The following is a 17,134-nucleotide window of genomic DNA, read 5'->3' as shown; positions in this document are numbered from 1 at the left end:
ACGATCCCCTCTCACACTGTGTGAGGGTCAAGCTTCTCGCGCAGAGCGCTCCTGATCCAGCCAGAACAACTGCCGATCGGCGCAGTCGTCGAACTCGCGCAACGAACAAGTCGAGCAGTAACGAAGATGTTGCGATTCGGGAGGAAATCTCCGCCGATAGGCATCGAGCCGGGGATCGGGCTCCGCATCCACGCCGGCCTCGCCCGGTGTGCTCTGAAAAGCCAAGCAGCAGCCGCCTTTACGACCGACGTAGCTCGGTCCACCGACATGGTCGACGAGCTTGATCTCGGGCGTGATGCGCCATGGCGCGGCAGAGGCGGCGAGGGCACGCCGCACGCGAGCGATCAGATCTGGATCGGGTCCCACGTGGAGTTGGTGCAGCGTGGTGAGTCCGAACTCGTCGGCTATCTCGGCCCACAGCGCGGCCCTGCCCACTTTGCCCAGGCCGCGACAGGCATCGAGAACAGGTTCCGACGCCGCAACGAGTGATTCGACGGCCATCTCGGCCAATCGATCATCGTCGCCCACGACGTGTATCCCTGCCTGGCCTGCCCAGGGATGACCGTCGACGACGGCAACCGGGGAGCTGCCGAAGTCGATCAGCTGAGCCCAGCCGTCGGGATGGAGACCGAACCTCACAAAGTCGGCACGCACCAGCACCGCAGCATGACCCGCGGCGAAGACGTAACCGACCGCGTCGGCAAGGCGTCCCGCAAACCACGAGGCCACCCACTTGGTTGCGGCTGCCGCCGACGCGCCGTCCTCGACCATGATCCGGGCGTGCACGTCCCGGAGAAGACGGGCGTCGTCGTCGAGTAAGTCGGCAATGGTGACCCACTGCCGTTCGTCGGCGGGTTCGAAACCGTCGTCGTGGCGAGTCTGCCGAGCTACGAGGTGCTGCTCGAGCCATGCCTGCGGAGTCTCGGCAACCAACGGAATCGAACCGACCTTCACAGCAGGTTGGCCTCGGCCCAGTCGAGGTTGGCCTGGGCAGTGAGCGGCGAGCCGTAGAACAGGTCACCGTCGATGGTGAACACGTTGCCCGCGCGGGCCGCAGGCAACGCTTGCCACAGCGGCGACTGGATCAGGCCGGCACTCTGCGCCAGATTCGGCTCGACTCCACCCTCGACGGGGTTGACGCGCAGAACGATGATGTCTGCGTCGCTGAGCATGCCGATCTCTTCGTACGAGATGTCGGAGCGACGCGATTCGACATCGGGCGGTACGGCATCGGCGAAGGCAAGGCCCAGATCCTCGTGCAGAACTTGATTGGTCTGCATGTTCGCCTGCGCGATGTAGAACACTCCCGCATCCATCGGTCCGACGTACGCGAATCGAGCGCCGTTCCAGCGGGCAGACATGCGCTCCGCGACCGCTGCTGCTCGCGCGTCGTATTCGGATATGAAGCGGTCGGCAATGTCGGCTCGATCGAATGCGTCGGCAATCAGTCGGAGCTGATTGCGCCATCCCGAGCCGTCGGAGAACTCCTCGGGCAGCGAGAACACCGGCGCAATCGCAGACAGAGTGTCATATTCCTCCGCACCGCTGTAGCTGGCCGAGGTGTGCAGAATCAGATCGGGACCGAGTTCGGCGATCTCCTCGAAGTTCGGTGGATAGGTGGCCAACGACTTCACACCCTCGAGGCGTGACGCCTGGTACGGGGGAAAGGCACCGCCGCTCGACGTCGCATATGCCGCGGCGACCGAAAGGCCCAGCGTCAACGCCATGTCGGTGTCCGTCGCGTAGATCGCCAGCAACCGTTCGGGCGACAGCGGGTAGTCGACCTCGCCGAAGGCACCAGTGAACGACCGCGTCGTCGGTGCCGAATTCTCGGCGGACCCCGTAGCGCTGCATGCAGTCAACAGCCCTGCTGCGCCGAGCAGAGTCAAGAATTCACGCCGCGTTGCGGCCTCGACAGAAGGGGCGGGCACTGCGCACGGCAACGTGATTGTCATGTGTGGGCTCCTCGAGCAACCAGCCAATAGTGAAGGCTAACCTTACCATCGCGGATGCGATGCCAGGGGTGTCCGCCTTACCGAGAATCGAGGGTCGATGGTCAGCGCGCGACGCTGATTCGATATCTGACCTCCGCCACGCGGCGGTCGAGTAGCTCACCACCGGCATGCTCGAGTGTCGCGATGGACGCGCAATTATCGACCTCACACACCGCCGTGATCTCCGAGAAGCCAAGACTCGCTGCCACTTCGAGCATGTCGGCGAGCGCTCCGGTAGCAACTCCACGGCCACGTTCCGACGGCCGCACCCCATACCCGAGGTGACCCAACCGCTCGATGTCCTTCTCAGTGCCGTGCCTCAGCGCAATTCCGCCCAGCACTCGCTCGCCCTCCACCATCCAGCGATAGGTGCACATCGTGTCGCCCCGAAGCCGATCGATCCAGTCCGAGAAACCCTGCTCGGTGGCGACATCGTCATCTGCGGTCAAGCCGAACCCGTCCTCGTGGAGGCCCGGACCCCAATCGCTGTGCGCTTCCAACCAAGCTTCGCGCAGGTCGACCGTCGGAGCGGCCAGTGTCGAGTGAACCGTCACAGATACCCGCCTCCGTTTTTGATCAGTCCACCAGCTCAGGGGCGCAGATTCAATCCCGTCTTCGTCGAGAAGTAGTGCACCGTCTCGGCGCGCGGGGCAATTCGAATGACGTCTCCCTGGGAGGGGGTCGCGATGTCGGGGATCCGGGCGATGATCTGCGCCCCCAGCGTGCCGAGATTCGACGCGTCCTCGACGGTGCGGCCGTAGATGTAGGCATCTGCACCGAGTTCCTCGACGACGTCGACGACGATGTCGGTACCGGAATCGGACAGCGTCCACGCTTCCGGTCGCACGCCCATCGTCACGCGGCTGCCGTCGATGCGGTCGGCAATCGATCGCTCGATGGGCACCGTCAGCGATCCGATTTTCGCGGCACCGGCGACAACGTCCACCTCGAACAGGTTCATCGCGGGCGAGCCGATGAAGCCTGCAACGAACGCATTGACCGGGCGCTCGTAGAGCTCCTTCGGGCTGGCGCACTGTTGCAGCACACCGGCTTTCATGATCGCCACCCGATCGCCCATGGTCATGGCCTCGACCTGATCGTGGGTGACATACACCGTGGTGGTGCCGAGCCTGCGCTGCAGCAAGGAGATCTGTGTGCGGGTCTGGACACGTAGCTTGGCGTCGAGATTCGACAGCGGCTCATCCATGAGAAACACCTGCGGGTTCCGCACGATCGCACGGCCCATCGCAACGCGCTGACGCTGACCACCGGAGAGCGCCTTGGGTTTACGGCCGAGGTAGTCGGTCAGGTCCAGAATCTTCGCCGCTTCCTCGACGCGTCGGCCCACCTCTGCCTTGTCCATACCGGCGATCTGCAGCGCGAAGCCCATGTTCTTCGCGACGGTCATATGCGGGTACAGCGCGTAGTTCTGAAACACCATCGCGATGTCACGTTCCTTGGGTGCCAATGAAGTGACGTCGCGGTCACCGATCTTGATGGCACCGTAGTCGACGTCCTCCAGCCCGGCGAGCATGCGCAGCGAGGTGGACTTTCCGCAGCCGGACGCGCCGACGAGAACGAGAAATTCGCCGTCCTCGATAGCGAGATCCAACGACTCGACCGCTGCGACATCCGATCCCGGATACAGCTTGGTCGCTCCTTCGTACGTGACCTGTGCCATGGGAGTGCTCCTTTGTAGAGGTTAGAAGAATCGATGCGCGGAGCCGGCGGGCTCGGCACGGAGAAATGTGGGCTGTGGCAGTCCGGCTCGTGCTGCACTGGAGTCGATCTCGACCACCACGGCGTCGACGATGTCCGACGGCACCAGGGCAATGGCCGATCCGCCGAATCCTCCGCCGGTCATGCGAGCCCCATGAGCACCTGCGCGAAGCGCTGCGTCCACGGCACTGTCGAGTTCCGGAGAGCTGACCTCGTAATCGTCTCGCAACGACACGTGCGAGGCCGTCATCAACTCACCGAGTTCGGAGCCTGCGGCACCGCGGTCCAGTAGCTCGGCTGCCTGCTCCACCCGCCCGATCTCACTGATGACGTGGCGAACTCGGGAGAGCAGAGTGTCGTCGACGAGGCGCGAGGCGGTCTGCTCGAGATCGAGGCCGCGCAGCGTCGTGACCCCCAATTCGGCGTACGCGGTGTCGAGCGACTTCCGACGCGCTCCGTACTGACCGTCGACCAGCCGATGTGGTGCGTTGGTGTCGATCACCAGCAGCCTGGTTCCCGACGCATCGAGGTCGAGGGGAATCTGACGCGTCGACCCGTCGAGACAATCGAGCAGCAGCGCGTGTCCCGGCTGAGCCGACATCGCAATGTTCTGATCCATGCCGCCCGTCGACGCACCGGCGATCTCGTTCTCGGCTCGAATGCTGGCGTCTATCAGAATGTTTCGATCGACCTGCAGATCGAACAACTCGCTGAGTGCCAGGGCGAACGAGCACTCGAGGGCTGCCGAACTCGACAGGCCCGAACCCACCGGCACCGAGGAGTGCACGGCAACATCGACTCCGCCTATCCCGTGCTCCTGTAGCGCCCAGGCCACGCCTGCCACGTACGCGGCCCATCCCGACGGTGTGCCAGGGCCGATTTCCGCGAGCTCACCCGTCCACGACTCGTCGGTGTGTGTCGACACGGCGCGCATCACCGTGTCCTCGCGACGACGTACCGCGACCGCGGTGGCGTACGGCAACGCGAACGGCAATACGAGACCGCCTGCGTAATCGATGTGCTCACCGATCAGATTGACTCGGCCCGGAGCGATCCACACGCCATCGGGTTCACCGCCGAACGCGCTGCGAAACAGCGCTGCGGCCCCGTCGGCGAGATCTTCCTCGGCGACGACATCGAGCCACGTCATCCGAGAACCTCGCGCAGTCGATCGGCGATCCGTTCCGGCGTGGTGTCGTTGACCCACGCACCCATCGCCGATTCGGATCCAGCCAGGAACTTCATCCGACCCGGTGAGCGCATCATCGAAAACAGTTGCAGGTGAAGCCGTCCCAGCTCGCGGCCGGCTCCCACGGGAGCTTGGTGCCACGCCGAGATGTACGGCACCTCGTCCACACCCTCGAAGAACGCATCGACTCCGCGCAACAGATGCCGGTAGACCTCGGCCAGTTCGTCACGCTCGGCATCGTTCAACTCGGCGAGGTCCGCCACATCGCGACGAGGGGCGAGGTGAACCTCGACCGGCCACCGCGACGCTGCAGGGACGTAGGCGACCCAGTGCTCGGCGTCGACGACAATGCGTCGACCCGAACGCAGTTCGGCAGCGAGGACATCGGCCAGCAGTACTCGTCCGGTGTTCTCGAAGTGCTTGCGAGACTGTCGCATCAGCGCATCGGTCCGGGGCGGGAGGTAGGGGTAGGCGTAGATCTGACCGTGCGGGTGCGTCAGCGTGACACCGATTTCCTTGCCACGGTTCTCGAAGCAGAAGACCTGCTGCACGCCGGGGATCGCGGAGAGCGCAGCGGTGCGGTCGGCCCAGACGTCGATGATGGTGCGGACCCGGGAGAGCTCCAGAGCGACGAAAGAAGCATCTGGATCGCTGGCGAAACAGATCACCTCGCAGCGGCCGGTGCCGGGCGCGAGCGGCCACAGCGCCTCACCGTCCACCTCTGTCGGAAGCGTCTGCTGTGCAGCAGTTTCCGATAGTGACGGGAATCGGTTCTCGAACACGACCACGTCGTAATCCGCAGCCGGAATTTCCGTCGCCGGCCGGTCCGGTAGGCTCGGAGCCAGCGGCGACGCGTCGGCCGGCGGCAAGAACGTCCGGTCCATCCGCTGAGCGGCGATGACGATCCATTCGCCGGTGAGAACGTCGAATCGCATCTGCGACTGCGACATCGACGGCGCGAGGGCACGAGTATCTACCAGGTCGCGGGTGGCTCCACCGGACACATACGGCTCGGTGTCGTCGTAATAGATCAGCTCTCGACCATCGGCCAGAGTGGTCGACGTCTTGCGCAGTGCGTGCGTCGTAGCGTCATGCGCGGTCATCGAGTACTCGTTCCTCGTTCGTGTCGACAGGGCCTCCGGCGATCACCACGTCGTCGACCACCTCGGACAACGCGTCCTGCACGCCGGAGTCGAGTCCGGCATCGGTGACGAACACGTCGACGCGCGAGAGCGGGATGGTGTTGGCGAGCGCACGGACACCCCACTTGGTGTGGTCGGCCAGCACGATGACGCGGCGGGACGACGCCACCAGCGCCTGATTGGTCTGTGCCTCCATGAGATTGGGGCAGGTGAGCCCCGATTCGATGTCCACCCCGTGCGTCCCGAGGAACAGCATGTCCAGGTGAATGCTCTGCAATGCGCTGACCGTGAGCGGACCGACCAGCGCGTAGGAAGGCGTGCGTTCCCCGCCGGTCAGCAACACGGTTTGATCCGTCCGGCCGCCGGTGTGAAACAGATCGGCAACAGGAAGGGAATTGGTGACGACGGTGATGTCCGGGACGTCGAGCAGTTCCTCAGCCAGCGCATGCGTTGTAGTGCCGCCCGAGATACCGATGGATGTCCCCGGCCGCACGAACCGCGCAGCGGCCTTCGCAATGGCGGCCTTGGCGTCGCGATCGAGTTCCGACTTGGCAGAGAAGCCTGGCTCGAACACGCTCGCCGATCGGGGGAGCGTGACGCCGCCGTGCACCCGCTCGACCAGACCCCGGGCGACGAGTTCGTTGATGTCGCGTCGAATGGTCATGTCCGACACCGACAGCGCTGCACCCAGATCGGCGACCTTGACTGCGCCCGAGGCCGTCACCTGGTCGAGGATCTTCTGCTGACGCTGATGGGCGAGCATCAGCGGGTCTCGGCGATCACTGCGCTGCCGCCTGCGGCCACGATCAGCTCACCGTCGACCTGTGCCCCACCGACCAAATCTGTACCTGTGGCCGGCACGCTGACCTTGTCGCTCCCGTGGTTGAGTACGAAGAGCCAGGACTGCTCCCCTGCCGATCGTCGCACGATCTCCACATCGGATCCGAGGTCGCGTCGGGTATCGATTTCTGCTGCAGCGCAGAGCTTGTCGGCCAGCGTGGCCCAGCCCGCCGCGTCGGGGACGGTGGCCGCGTACCAGGCAGCGCCGGAGCCGACTGCGCGCTTGGTCAGCGCGGGAACTCCGCGCAAGTGGCCCTGCGTATGCCGCGCGAGGACCTCGACATCCTCGGACGCAGTGAGGTATTCGCTCCAGATCTCCCCGAGGGTCTCGTCGTCGAGAATCAGGGTCTCGCCCTCGGCGAGCGGGAAGAACTCCTCGACTCGGACCCCGAGCAGCTCGCGGAAGGCACCCGGGTAGCCGCCGAGTCGCACGTGATCGTCCTCGTCGGCGATTCCCGAGAACGCAGTGACGAGCACCTGCGCACCTGCTTCGGCAGCGTCGGCTATCCGCGCAGCGGTCTCGTCGCTGCACAGGTAGAGGGCCGGAACCACGATCACGTCGTAATCGCTCAGGTCCGTCGACGACGGGACGACGTCGCAGGTCACGCCCGCGGAAGTGAATCCGCGATGTGCGCGTCGAGCAATCTCCATGGGCTGCATCGCCATCGACGGATGGCCCTCCTGCTCGCACGCCCACTGCGAGGCCCAGTCGAAGAGCACGGCAACCCGAGCATCGACGGTGCTGCCTGCCACCGGGGCCATGCGACGCAGAGCCGCGCCGAGCTCGACGACCTCGCGCCAGCGGGCGGAGTCCTCACCGGCATGGGGAACCAGAGCCGAATGGAACTTCTCCGCACCCGCCTTGGAGGCACGGAACTGGAAGTAGGCGATACCGTCTGCTCCGCGAGCCATGTGCGCCAACGAGTTACGCATCATCTCGCCGGGAACCTTGGCGCGGTTGATGTGCTGCCAGTTGACGGCGCTGGTGGAGTGCTCCATCAACAACCATGGTCGACGGCCTGCCACGCCACGGGTGAGATCGGCCGAGAACGAGAGCTTGTGATGTGCTGCGGCGTCGCCTGTTTCGGGTCCGACGAGGTAGTGGTCGGTGGAGACGATGTCCTGCTCGGGGGCCCACGACGCATAGTCCATGTTGCCGGCGAGCGCGGGGCCCTGTCCCATACCCACCATGAAGTTCGTGGTCACGGGAATCTCGGGTGTGACGCGATTCAGCACGGCCTTCTCGGCGCGGTACTGCTCGAGCAGTGCGTCGGAGCAGAAGCGTCGCCAGTCGAGCTGGTGAGTCGGGTTGCCGAACGTGGTGCTCACCGATGGAGGAACGATCTCGTCCCAGTCGCTGTAGCGCTGGCTCCAGAAGTCGGTGCCCCAGGCGGTGTTGAGGGTCTCGAGGTCGATGTACTTGGCGCTGAGCCATTCCCGGAACGCGTAGGCACTGTCGTCGGAGTAGCACAGGGCGTTGTGGCAGCCGAGTTCGTTGGAGACATGCCACATCGCCAGCGCGGGGTGCTCACCGTAGCGGTGCGCCATCTTCTCGACCAGCGCGAGTGAATGTTCTCGGTACACAGTGGAACTGGGGCTCCACGTCTGACGACTTCCGATGGCGTACCGGTAGCCGCGATCGTCGACCGGACGCATCTGCGGGTAGGCCGTGGCCAACCAGGGTGGGGGCGACGCGGTAGCCGTGGCCAGATCGACCCGAATCTCGCCCTGGTGCATCAGGTCCATGACCCGATCAAGCCACTCGAAGTCCCACGTCGTCGCGGTCGGCTGGAGGCGCGCCCAGGAGAAGACACCGACGGTCACGAAGTCGACACCGGCCTCGTGCATCAGCTCGACGTCGCGATGCCACACGTCCTCGGGCCACTGCTCGGGGTTGTAATCGCCTCCGAAAGAAATTCCCCGGGTCGGCCAGGTGCTACGTCGCGCTGTGTCCATGCTCACAATATGAACGAGCAGCTCTCAGATGTCAACATGAATGAACATTTTCCCACTGACGCAGGTGAAGGGACCACCAAGAGCTTGACAGACGCTGCCGAGTCATGTTTCTGTAACCTGCATCACCCCGAACGGTCAGTAAACGCACATCGTTCAACATCGTGGATGTTCATTTCTGATCGTTATCGACATTTTCCGGCGAAGGATTCTCATGAACCCACACGAGTGGCCGCGTACGTGGCAGCCGTCTCGGCGCGACTTCCTCAGGTCAGCGCTCGTTGCCGCCGGCGCAGTGACCGCCGGTGGCGTGCTGTCGTCGTGCTCGAGCAGTCTCGATCCCAACACGGTCACGCTCGGCTCGCGGCTGTCGGACAAGAACTCCAAGGTCGGAGTCGAGGACTTCGTTGCCATGTATCGGCAACAGACCGGTGGCGACATCCGCGTCAACACCGTCGATTCGACGTCGTTCCAGGAAAACGTCAACAACTACCTCCAGGGGACGCCGGACGACGTGTTCACCTGGATGGGCGGCTACCGAATGAAGTACTTCGCAGACAAGGGTCTGGTGGAGGACGTCTCGAATGTGTGGGCGAGCAACGGCGGCGGATACAGCGACAGCTTCAAGGAGAACTCGACCGGATCCGACGGCAACCAATATCTGATTCCGTTCTTCTACTACCCCTGGGCAGTGTTCTACCGGCCGAGCCTGTGGGCCGAGCGCGGATACGAACCGCCCAAGACCTACGACCAATGGGTCGCGCTGAACAAGCAGATGCAGGCCGACAACATCACCCCGATCGGCTTCGGTGCCCGTGACGGCTGGCCACCGATGGGGACGTTCGACTACCTGAACCTCCGTCTCAACGGCGTCGACTTCCACCGCACCCTGTTGGCCGGTGATGTCAGCTGGACCGACAACCGCGTCCGCACGGTGTTCGACACCTGGCGCGAGCTCTTGCCGTTCCATCAACCGCAGCCGCTGGGCCGCAAGATCGCCGATGCGCAGACGGCGTTGCTCAACAAGAGCGTCGGGTCCCTGGTCGCCGGCATGTTCGTCGCACAGAGCTTCCCCGCCGGGGCCGAGCGCGACGATCTGGACTTCTTCCCCTTCCCCGAACTCGACTCCGCCATAGGCAGTTCCGCGGTCGAGGCACCGATGGACGGCTTCATGATGCGCGCCGATCCGCGCAACCGTCCCGCTGCCGAGAAGCTGCTGACCTTCCTCACCGGACCCGAGCCTGCAGTGGCCTATGCGAAGCAGGATCCGCAGGCCATCCCCGCACACCGTGACGCCGACCTGTCGGATTTCCCTGCGCTGGTGCGTAAATCGGCAGACCTCGTGCAGAACGCCGGATCCATCACTCAGTTCTTCGACCGCGACACCCGACCCGACTTCGCGTCCATCGTCATGATCCCGGCTCTGCAACAGTTCATCGGCAACCCGAACGATGTCGACGGATTGGTCCGCAGCATCGAGCGCCAGAAGTCGGCGGTGTTCGGAACATGATCGTGCGCAGTGTGATTCGGCCCCCATCATTCACTCGACCTCGAGATCAGGTAATGCCATGACCGCACCCGAACGGGTCAAGTCGCCGAAGATTCGGCGCAGTGTTCGCGAGAAGTGGACCATCGCACTGATGCTCGGCGTTCCCGCGATGATCGTCATCGGTCTCGTCTGGATCCCCACCGTATTCACGGTGATCCTCTCGTTCGCACGCTGGGACGGAATCGGCGGCACGTCGAGTATCGAGTGGATCGGTACTCAGAACTACGTCGACGCGGTCCAGGCGTATCCGCCGTTCCAGCAAGCACTGCAGAACAACGTGCTGTGGCTAGTCTTCCTGTTCCTCGTCCCCACAGTCATCGGCATCCTGCTCGCGATTCTGTTGGACAAGAATCTCAAGGGATCTCGGCTCTACCAGAGCATCTTCTACATCCCCGTGGTGCTGTCGATGGCCCTCATCGGCTTCATCTGGCAGCTCATCTACTCCACCGAGGGCGGCGTCCTCAACAGCCTGCTCGGCACGGACGTCGACTGGCTCGGCGATCCGGACATCAACATCTGGGCCGTCATGGTCGCAGCAGGTTGGCGTCACACCGGCTACATCATGCTGTTGTACTTGGCCGGTCTGAAGGCCATAGACCCGTCCGTCCGCGAGGCCGCGGTGATGGACGGTGCCGGGCCGATTCGCACGTTCTTCAGCGTCATCTTCCCGCTGATGAAGAACACCAACCTGTTGATCATCGTCATCACCGTCATCGAGGCGCTGCGCGCTTTCGACCTGGTGTGGGTGATCAACAAGGGCCGCAACGGTCTAGAGCTGATCTCGGCTCTCGTGACGGCGAACGTAGTCGGTGAGGCGAGCCGGATCGGATTCGGTTCGGCATTGGCCACCATCATGCTCGGCATCTCGCTCGTCTTCATCGCCCTGTACCTCGCCATCGTTCTTCGGAGCAAAGACTGATGACCACTTCACTCACGCGCACAGCACCTCCCGAGCGCGATCCACTGACCCGCAACCGCGCCGCCGTCGCCAATCGTCGACGCGCGGGCACCGCACAGATCGCGATCTACGTGCTGCTGACGGTCATGGCGCTGGCCTGGCTGTTCCCACTGGTGTGGGCGGTGTACAACTCGTTCCGCGACTACGACTACGTGCTGCTCAACGGCTACCTGTCGGTGGGCGGCTTCACGTTGGACAACTACATCGATTCGTGGCAGATCGGCGGCATCCCGCACTACTTCCTCAACTCGATGATCATCACCGTTCCGTCGGTGCTGCTCATCCTCTTCTTCGGCTCAATGGCGGCGTTCATCCTGGCGCGGTTCAGCTGGAAGTTCAACATCTTCATGCTGGCGGTGTTCATCGCAGGCAACCTGCTGCCGCAGCAGACTCTGCTGACCCCACTGTTCCGGCTGTACAACGCAATTCCGGTTCCATACTGGATGAGTTCCTCGGGCTCGTTGTACGACAGCTACTGGGGCCTGATCATCGTGCACGTCGCGTTCCAGACGGGCTTCTGCGTCTTCGTGCTCAGCAACTACATGAAAACCGTGCCGTACGAACTGCTCGAGGCCGCGACCGTCGACGGAGCCGGGTTGTTCCGGCAGTACTGGCAGGTCGTCATGCCGCTGTGCCGGCCCGCGCTGGCAGCCCTCGCCACCCTCATGGTGACGTGGATTTACAACGACTTCTTCTGGGCTCTGGCCCTGATGGTCAGCGGTGACAAGCTTCCGGTGACAACGGCGCTGCAGAATCTGCAGGGCAGCTTCTTCACCGACACCAACCTGCTGGCCGCGGGCTCGGTACTGGTCGCACTACCGACGGTGTTGGTATTCATTGCGCTGCAACGCCATTTCGTCTCCGGACTTACGATGGGTGCCAACAAGTGAGTTTCGTAGTCCTGCGCCGTGACGGTGTCATGGTGATCCTCGGACCGTCGTCCACCGCCGTTCCCGCAGTGCTGCACTGGGGCTCCGATCTCGGTGAGCTCACCGATTTCGACCTCACCGAACTGCGCAGGGCCGCAATACCGGCGGTTCCGCATTCGAGTGTGGATGTGCCGCGGTGGCTCACCCTCGCACCAGGCGGTGACGACGCCTGGCAGGGCACCCCGGCTCTGGCGATGCATCGTGACGGTTCGGTGCAGTACCCGCGCTGGGCAGACGTGAAGATCTCCGCTACCGAATTCGGTTGCACTGTGGACGCTTCCGACAGCGCGCTGGGCATCTCGTGGTCGATCGAGTTGTCCCTCGAGGTCGGTGGATCACTGCGCATTCGGCAGGGTGTCCGTAACGTCGACGGTAGACCCCTGACCGTCGACGGCGTTGTGACCTTGATGCCGTTGCCGGACAACGCAACCGAACTCCTCGATCTGACGGGCCGTCATTGCCGCGAACGCACCCCGCAGCGTCGACGGTTCGACCACGGTGCGGTAGTGCGCGCGTCACGCCGCGGACGAACGGGGCACGACGCTACCCTGGTTCTCACCGCAGGCAGCGAGGGCTTCGGCTTCCGTAGCGGCGAGGTGTGGGGTGCGCACGTCGCGTGGAGCGGCGATCACCTGCACCTGGCCGAGCGGCTTCCCGAGCGGGCCGGTCAGGCCTCTGGCGTTCTGGGCGGTGGTGAACTGCTCGCTCCCGGTGAGGTGGTGCTGCAGACCGGCGAGACCTACTCGACGCCGTGGGTGCATTTCGTTTATTCGGCTGTTGGACTTGACGGTTCGGCGCACTCGCTGCACCGCTGGACGCGCTCCCGTCCGGCGCATCCCTCGTCGCCGCGGCCGGTGGTGCTCAACGTGTGGGAGGGCGTCTACTTCGACCACGATCTCACCCGGCTTCGCGGTATCGCCGATGTCGCCGCGCGCGTGGGCGTCGAGAGATTTGTGCTCGACGACGGTTGGTTCCGTCACCGACGTGACGACCGAGCCGGTCTCGGTGACTGGCAGGTGGACGAGGGAGTCTGGCCCGATGGGCTGGCACCGCTCTTCGATCACGTTCGAGCGCTCGGGATGAGCCCCGGCCTGTGGTTCGAGCCCGAGATGGTCAACCTGGACTCCGATATCGCTCGGGCACATCCCGATTGGCTGCTCGCCGCTCCTGCCCGCATCCCGCTGGAGTGGCGTCATCAGCACGTACTGGATCTGACCCGCGACGACGTATTCGACTATCTCCTCTCGGCCATCGATGCGGTGTTGACCAACGAGCGGCCGGACTACGTGAAGTGGGATCACAACCGGGACCTGATGCTGGCGGTCGATTCCGACGGTCGCGCTGCGGTGCATGCACAGACCTCGGCGTTCTATCGATTGCTCGACGCCTTGCGATCCCGCCATCCACAGGTCGAATTCGAATCCTGTGCATCGGGCGGTGCTCGCATCGACCTGGAGGTGCTCGAGCACACGGACCGCGTCTGGGCGTCGGACACCAACGATCCGCTCGAACGTCAACGGCTGCAGCGTTGGACCACCCAGCTGCTGCCGCCGGAACTGATCGGCTCGCATGTCGGGCCGCAGATCGCGCATACGTCGGGTCGGTGGTCCACTCTCCAGTTCCGTTGTTTGACATCGCTGTTCGGCCACGCGGGGTTGGAGATGGACGTCACCGAGCTCTCGTCCGAGGACCACGAGTACCTGACGTCGTGGACCGGGCTGTACAAGGAATTGCGCGGGCTGTTGCACACCGGCGATGTGGTGCGCGCCGACCATCCCGACCCGAGCGTCTGGGTACACGGAGTCGTGGCAGCTGATCTGTCGGAGGCTGCATTCTCGGTAGTGCGGATGGATACCTCACCCGAGGACCGCACCGATCGGGTCCGCCTCCCTGGTCTGGATCCACATGTTCGGTACCGCGTCGAGTTCGTCCGGGAGCTCAGCGACCTGGGCAACGGCATCGAACTTCCGCCCTGGATCGCCGACGGCGGAATCGTCGAGTTGTCGGGTTCGATGTTGGCGCAGGCAGGCGTGGCTCTTCCGGTGCTGTTCCCTCAGACCGGAGTGTTGCTGCGGGTGCGGGCCGTCTGAACTGCGGCTTCAGGCCCACTCGACCTGGGCCGCCATGCTCAGCAGCTTTGCTCGACGCGTTTCGTTCGTCTCGCCGATCCGGGCGATGCGTCCGTAAACGTGTGCTCGAAAGTCGTTGTGCTCATGCAGGTTCTGCTCGGCTGGTCCGGTGCTGATGCAGTTGTGCAGCAGTGCCCTGAGATTGTCGTATTCCTCTCGGGGCACTGCCGGCCACGAATTGACGACGAGCCCGGTCAGCTGTTGCCGCTGATGAGCGCGTCGAACCCTGGTCTTGTCGGGATGAATCGTGAAGCCTTCGTCGTGGGCGATCTGGGAAATCAGCCACAGCAGTCTGTCGACGTCGATGTCTGCACCACCCGAGAACGCCAGATCGTCGGCGTATCGGCTGTAGCGGGCACCGACGGACCTGGCCAGGCCTGCCGCTCGGATATCGAGTTGTCTTGCAGCCAGATTCGCCAAGGCCGGTGATGTGGGCGCGCCCTGCGGCAAGTGGGTGGCTCGAAGCCGCGCCGCAGTGGGACGGTCTACCCCGACCAATTCGCCGGCAGGGGTGACTGTCGTGCAGAGTGCGGCGAGATTCGCAGCGACCTTCCTGGGATAGCCGACCGCCTCGAAGATCGCGACCACGCGATCGAACCCGATGGACGGAAAGAAGCGTCGGAGATCCACCGAGATCACCACGTCGCGTTCGGAATGCGGCATCGCGAAGGTACGCGGACTGCGCGCCTTCCGAAAGCCATGCGCCGCTGGATGGGCAGGAATTCGATCGAGTATGCGGCGCAGTATCTTTCGTTGAATCTCACGCAAGCGTGGTTTCGGGACCTCCAGCAGTCGGATGCCCTGACGTTTGTCGAGTCGTGCAGATCGGTAGTGCTGCAACGGGAACGGCGCAGTACGGAGCCGGCCCTGCAGGTCAGCGAACCATTCGATTTCGGAGATCGTCAGGTCGAGAGACCGAGCCAGCTGGCCGGTGGTCTCGTACCGCGGTACCTCGAATCGCCAGGGCTTGTCACTGTTACGAGTCGGTCTCTGTGACGAAACCGACGGTTCCGGAATGAACGGAAGGTCGCGCAGCAGAACGAAAATCGACGCCTCGTCGAACGGCGGACTCGGATACAAGTTGATTACCCGATCCGCCAACCATGACGCCTTGGCCGGGACGAGTGGCTCGAACGCCTCCTCCAGTCCGGACCGCGTCCATTCGGCCTCGGCAGCCAGGCGTGCCAGTGCCGCCGCTGCTTTCGGGGTGAACTCCCGCACGGTCACGGATGTTTACCGATCACGTGCGGCGCTGTGACATGCAACGGCACGGGGCGACCGAAATCTTTCGTCCTCGGAGCAGGCGGGCACGCGTAGCGTGCGGAGCTGCTTCGGACGCAGTGCTCGATTCTCGTGATGTACCCAGGGGTTACCCCTGAGACCGGTCCCGCGGACCAACTCTCGCCCACGCGCCGCTGCATCCCTCCACCATGCCAAATCGAGGCCGATCTGTCAGCGCGTTGCCCGCGGGACCGTCACGGAAGGATCGATTCGAGTGCGCCCATCACGATGGTCGTCAACGACAGCCCACCGGTTCCGAACGCTGCGGCGACGACGATGCCGACGAGGGCATCTTCGCGGGACGGCGTCGGCGGTTCGATCGTCTTGTTCACCATCTTGAAAGGCAGCGACCACAACACATCGACACCTCCACCGAAAACGCAAGTCAACACCCCGAACTCGTTGTCGCCCCGATCCGACGAACCATCGAACAGCACACTGTCTTCCAGGTTCTTGGCGCGCAGCGACAGAGTACGTCCGCCGTACTGGATGCCGACGCGGTAGGACCGCTTGAAGAGCCTCGCGCGGCCGGGATCGAGAACAATGTCGCGGCCGTCGATGCTCGCCTGCAGGTTTGCGGCGCTGCGCGTCCCGATCGGTGCCGAGTCCGAGAACCGAGGCCCGGTGCGTGAAATCGTGACGGTCATGGGTACGCCCTCGCGATACGAACCGCATACCTCGTCGTCCCGGTAGATCAAATCCAGTTCCCCGTAGATACCCGTCTCGACCAGCACGGTAGTGAAGCCTGGGTTGCCGTCGTCGCAATCCTCCACGTCTGCCAGCCTGTCACAGATTCTGAGACTCCCGAATTGCTGACACTTGGGAACCGACGCTGGTTGTGCTGCGTCCAAGAACGTAGGTGTTTTCGAGGAACGGACAAGAGCAATGCGCAGGGCACGTCGATGGATCCCGATGATGGCGACACTTCTGCTGATCGCGGGCTGCTCGAGCACCACCGAAGGGGAAGCGTCGCCGCGGGTGGAGACAAGCACCACCGTCGCGACACCCACTACGCCATGGGATCCCTGCACCATCCCCGACGAGGCCATCGAGCGAGCGGGATTGAACGTGGAGACGAAGGAGTCGGGAATCTTCGGGCGGGATCAGAATGGATTCAAGATCTGTGGGTGGGAGAGCCAGCCATCGGATAGCAAGTACTACTTCTCGATATTCGTCGGATTGGAAGGTATCGACTACATCGACGATACGAGCAAGTTCGACCGACTCCAGTCCGTTCGAGTGGGAACACGCGACGCCACTCAGTATCAGCAGCTAGGTGCAGATGCGTCCCTCAATTGTGGCGCTGCCTTCACTGCTGGGGCCGAACTGATCATGACGACACTGAACACGAGCGCATTGGTCGATCTCGTACCGTACGACCCTTGCACTGAACTCAGCGAACTCACCGCCAGCCTCGATTCCGAGCTACCCAACTAGACCTGCGATCCGAG

General features: G+C 63.7%; 15 protein-coding genes. 5 read left to right on the top strand and 10 right to left on the bottom strand.

Translation table 11 applies throughout. The annotated features are described in order from the left end of the window. Positions 1-27: 27 nt before the first annotated feature. The 8 genes from CH305_RS09135 to CH305_RS09100 all read right to left on the bottom strand — a co-directional run bounded on the left by CH305_RS09135 (position 28) and on the right by CH305_RS09100 (position 8,840). The gene (locus CH305_RS09135) at positions 28-954 is read right to left on the bottom strand and encodes a hypothetical protein (RefSeq protein WP_094703448.1); all 927 of its coding nucleotides are present in this window, start codon (positions 952-954) and stop codon (positions 28-30) included. Beyond that, positions 951-1,955 (bottom strand): ABC transporter substrate-binding protein, encoded by a 1,005-nt coding sequence (locus CH305_RS09130; protein ID WP_094703447.1) that lies wholly within the window; start codon positions 1,953-1,955, stop codon positions 951-953. The genes CH305_RS09135 and CH305_RS09130 overlap by 4 nt, the downstream gene beginning before the upstream one ends. Positions 1,956-2,056: 101 nt before the next feature. Then, positions 2,057-2,548: a GNAT family N-acetyltransferase gene (locus CH305_RS29025; RefSeq protein WP_179278235.1), complete on the bottom strand. Its 492-nt coding sequence runs from the start codon at positions 2,546-2,548 to the stop codon at positions 2,057-2,059. Between the two features lie 35 nt (positions 2,549-2,583). Further along, the gene (locus CH305_RS09120) at positions 2,584-3,675 is read right to left on the bottom strand and encodes an ABC transporter ATP-binding protein (RefSeq protein ID WP_094703445.1); all 1,092 of its coding nucleotides are present in this window, start codon (positions 3,673-3,675) and stop codon (positions 2,584-2,586) included. Positions 3,676-3,696: 21 nt separating this feature from the next. Continuing rightward, complete coding sequence (galK, locus tag CH305_RS09115) at positions 3,697-4,863, bottom strand: galactokinase (protein WP_094703444.1); 1,167 nt, start codon at positions 4,861-4,863, stop codon at positions 3,697-3,699. After that, on the bottom strand, positions 4,860-6,005 hold the full coding sequence (gene galT / locus CH305_RS09110) for a galactose-1-phosphate uridylyltransferase (RefSeq protein ID WP_094703443.1): 1,146 nt from the start codon (positions 6,003-6,005) through the stop codon (positions 4,860-4,862). The genes galK and galT overlap by 4 nt, the downstream gene beginning before the upstream one ends. After that, the gene (locus CH305_RS09105) at positions 5,992-6,807 is read right to left on the bottom strand and encodes a DeoR/GlpR family DNA-binding transcription regulator (protein ID WP_032378862.1); all 816 of its coding nucleotides are present in this window, start codon (positions 6,805-6,807) and stop codon (positions 5,992-5,994) included. The genes galT and CH305_RS09105 overlap by 14 nt, the downstream gene beginning before the upstream one ends. Next, entirely contained in the window at positions 6,807-8,840 is a 2,034-nt protein-coding gene (locus CH305_RS09100; RefSeq protein WP_094703442.1) for a beta-galactosidase, read from the bottom strand. Before CH305_RS09100 ends, CH305_RS09105 begins: the two co-directional genes overlap by 1 nt. A gap of 211 nt (positions 8,841-9,051) precedes the next feature. On the opposite strand from CH305_RS09100, the gene CH305_RS09095 reads away from it, so the two are divergent. From CH305_RS09095 to CH305_RS09080, 4 genes are read left to right on the top strand one after another with little or no spacing between them, the layout of a single operon-like run. Beyond that, positions 9,052-10,347, top strand: coding sequence for an ABC transporter substrate-binding protein (locus CH305_RS09095; RefSeq protein WP_032401573.1), 1,296 nt, complete (start codon positions 9,052-9,054; stop codon positions 10,345-10,347). 58 nt (positions 10,348-10,405) lie between these two features. Next, on the top strand, positions 10,406-11,305 hold the full coding sequence (locus CH305_RS09090; RefSeq protein ID WP_032378859.1) for a carbohydrate ABC transporter permease: 900 nt from the start codon (positions 10,406-10,408) through the stop codon (positions 11,303-11,305). Next, the gene (locus CH305_RS09085) at positions 11,305-12,234 is read left to right on the top strand and encodes a carbohydrate ABC transporter permease (RefSeq protein ID WP_080737122.1); all 930 of its coding nucleotides are present in this window, start codon (positions 11,305-11,307) and stop codon (positions 12,232-12,234) included. The genes CH305_RS09090 and CH305_RS09085 overlap by 1 nt, the downstream gene beginning before the upstream one ends. Further along, positions 12,231-14,363, top strand: a complete 2,133-nt coding sequence (locus tag CH305_RS09080) for an alpha-galactosidase (protein ID WP_256983628.1) — start codon at positions 12,231-12,233, stop codon at positions 14,361-14,363. The genes CH305_RS09085 and CH305_RS09080 overlap by 4 nt, the downstream gene beginning before the upstream one ends. 9 nt (positions 14,364-14,372) lie before the next feature. Here the strand turns inward: CH305_RS09080 and CH305_RS09075 are convergent, their stop codons facing one another. Both CH305_RS09075 and CH305_RS09070 read right to left on the bottom strand, forming a co-directional pair. Further along, positions 14,373-15,629: a reverse transcriptase family protein gene (locus tag CH305_RS09075; RefSeq protein WP_256983627.1), complete on the bottom strand. Its 1,257-nt coding sequence runs from the start codon at positions 15,627-15,629 to the stop codon at positions 14,373-14,375. Positions 15,630-15,877: 248 nt separating this feature from the next. Continuing rightward, a complete protein-coding gene (locus CH305_RS09070) occupies positions 15,878-16,456 on the bottom strand; it encodes a hypothetical protein (RefSeq protein ID WP_094703441.1) in 579 nt (192 codons plus the stop codon). A gap of 142 nt (positions 16,457-16,598) precedes the next feature. Between CH305_RS09070 and CH305_RS09065 the strand changes: the two genes are divergently transcribed. Beyond that, a complete protein-coding gene (locus tag CH305_RS09065) occupies positions 16,599-17,120 on the top strand; it encodes a DUF3558 domain-containing protein (protein ID WP_256983626.1) in 522 nt (173 codons plus the stop codon). Positions 17,121-17,134 lie beyond the last annotated feature (14 nt).

This window comes from Rhodococcus sp. 15-649-2-2, assembly GCF_002258645.1.
Classification (GTDB): Bacteria; Actinomycetota; Actinomycetes; order Mycobacteriales; family Mycobacteriaceae; genus Rhodococcoides.
This window is presented reverse-complemented; position numbering and strand designations above follow the sequence as displayed.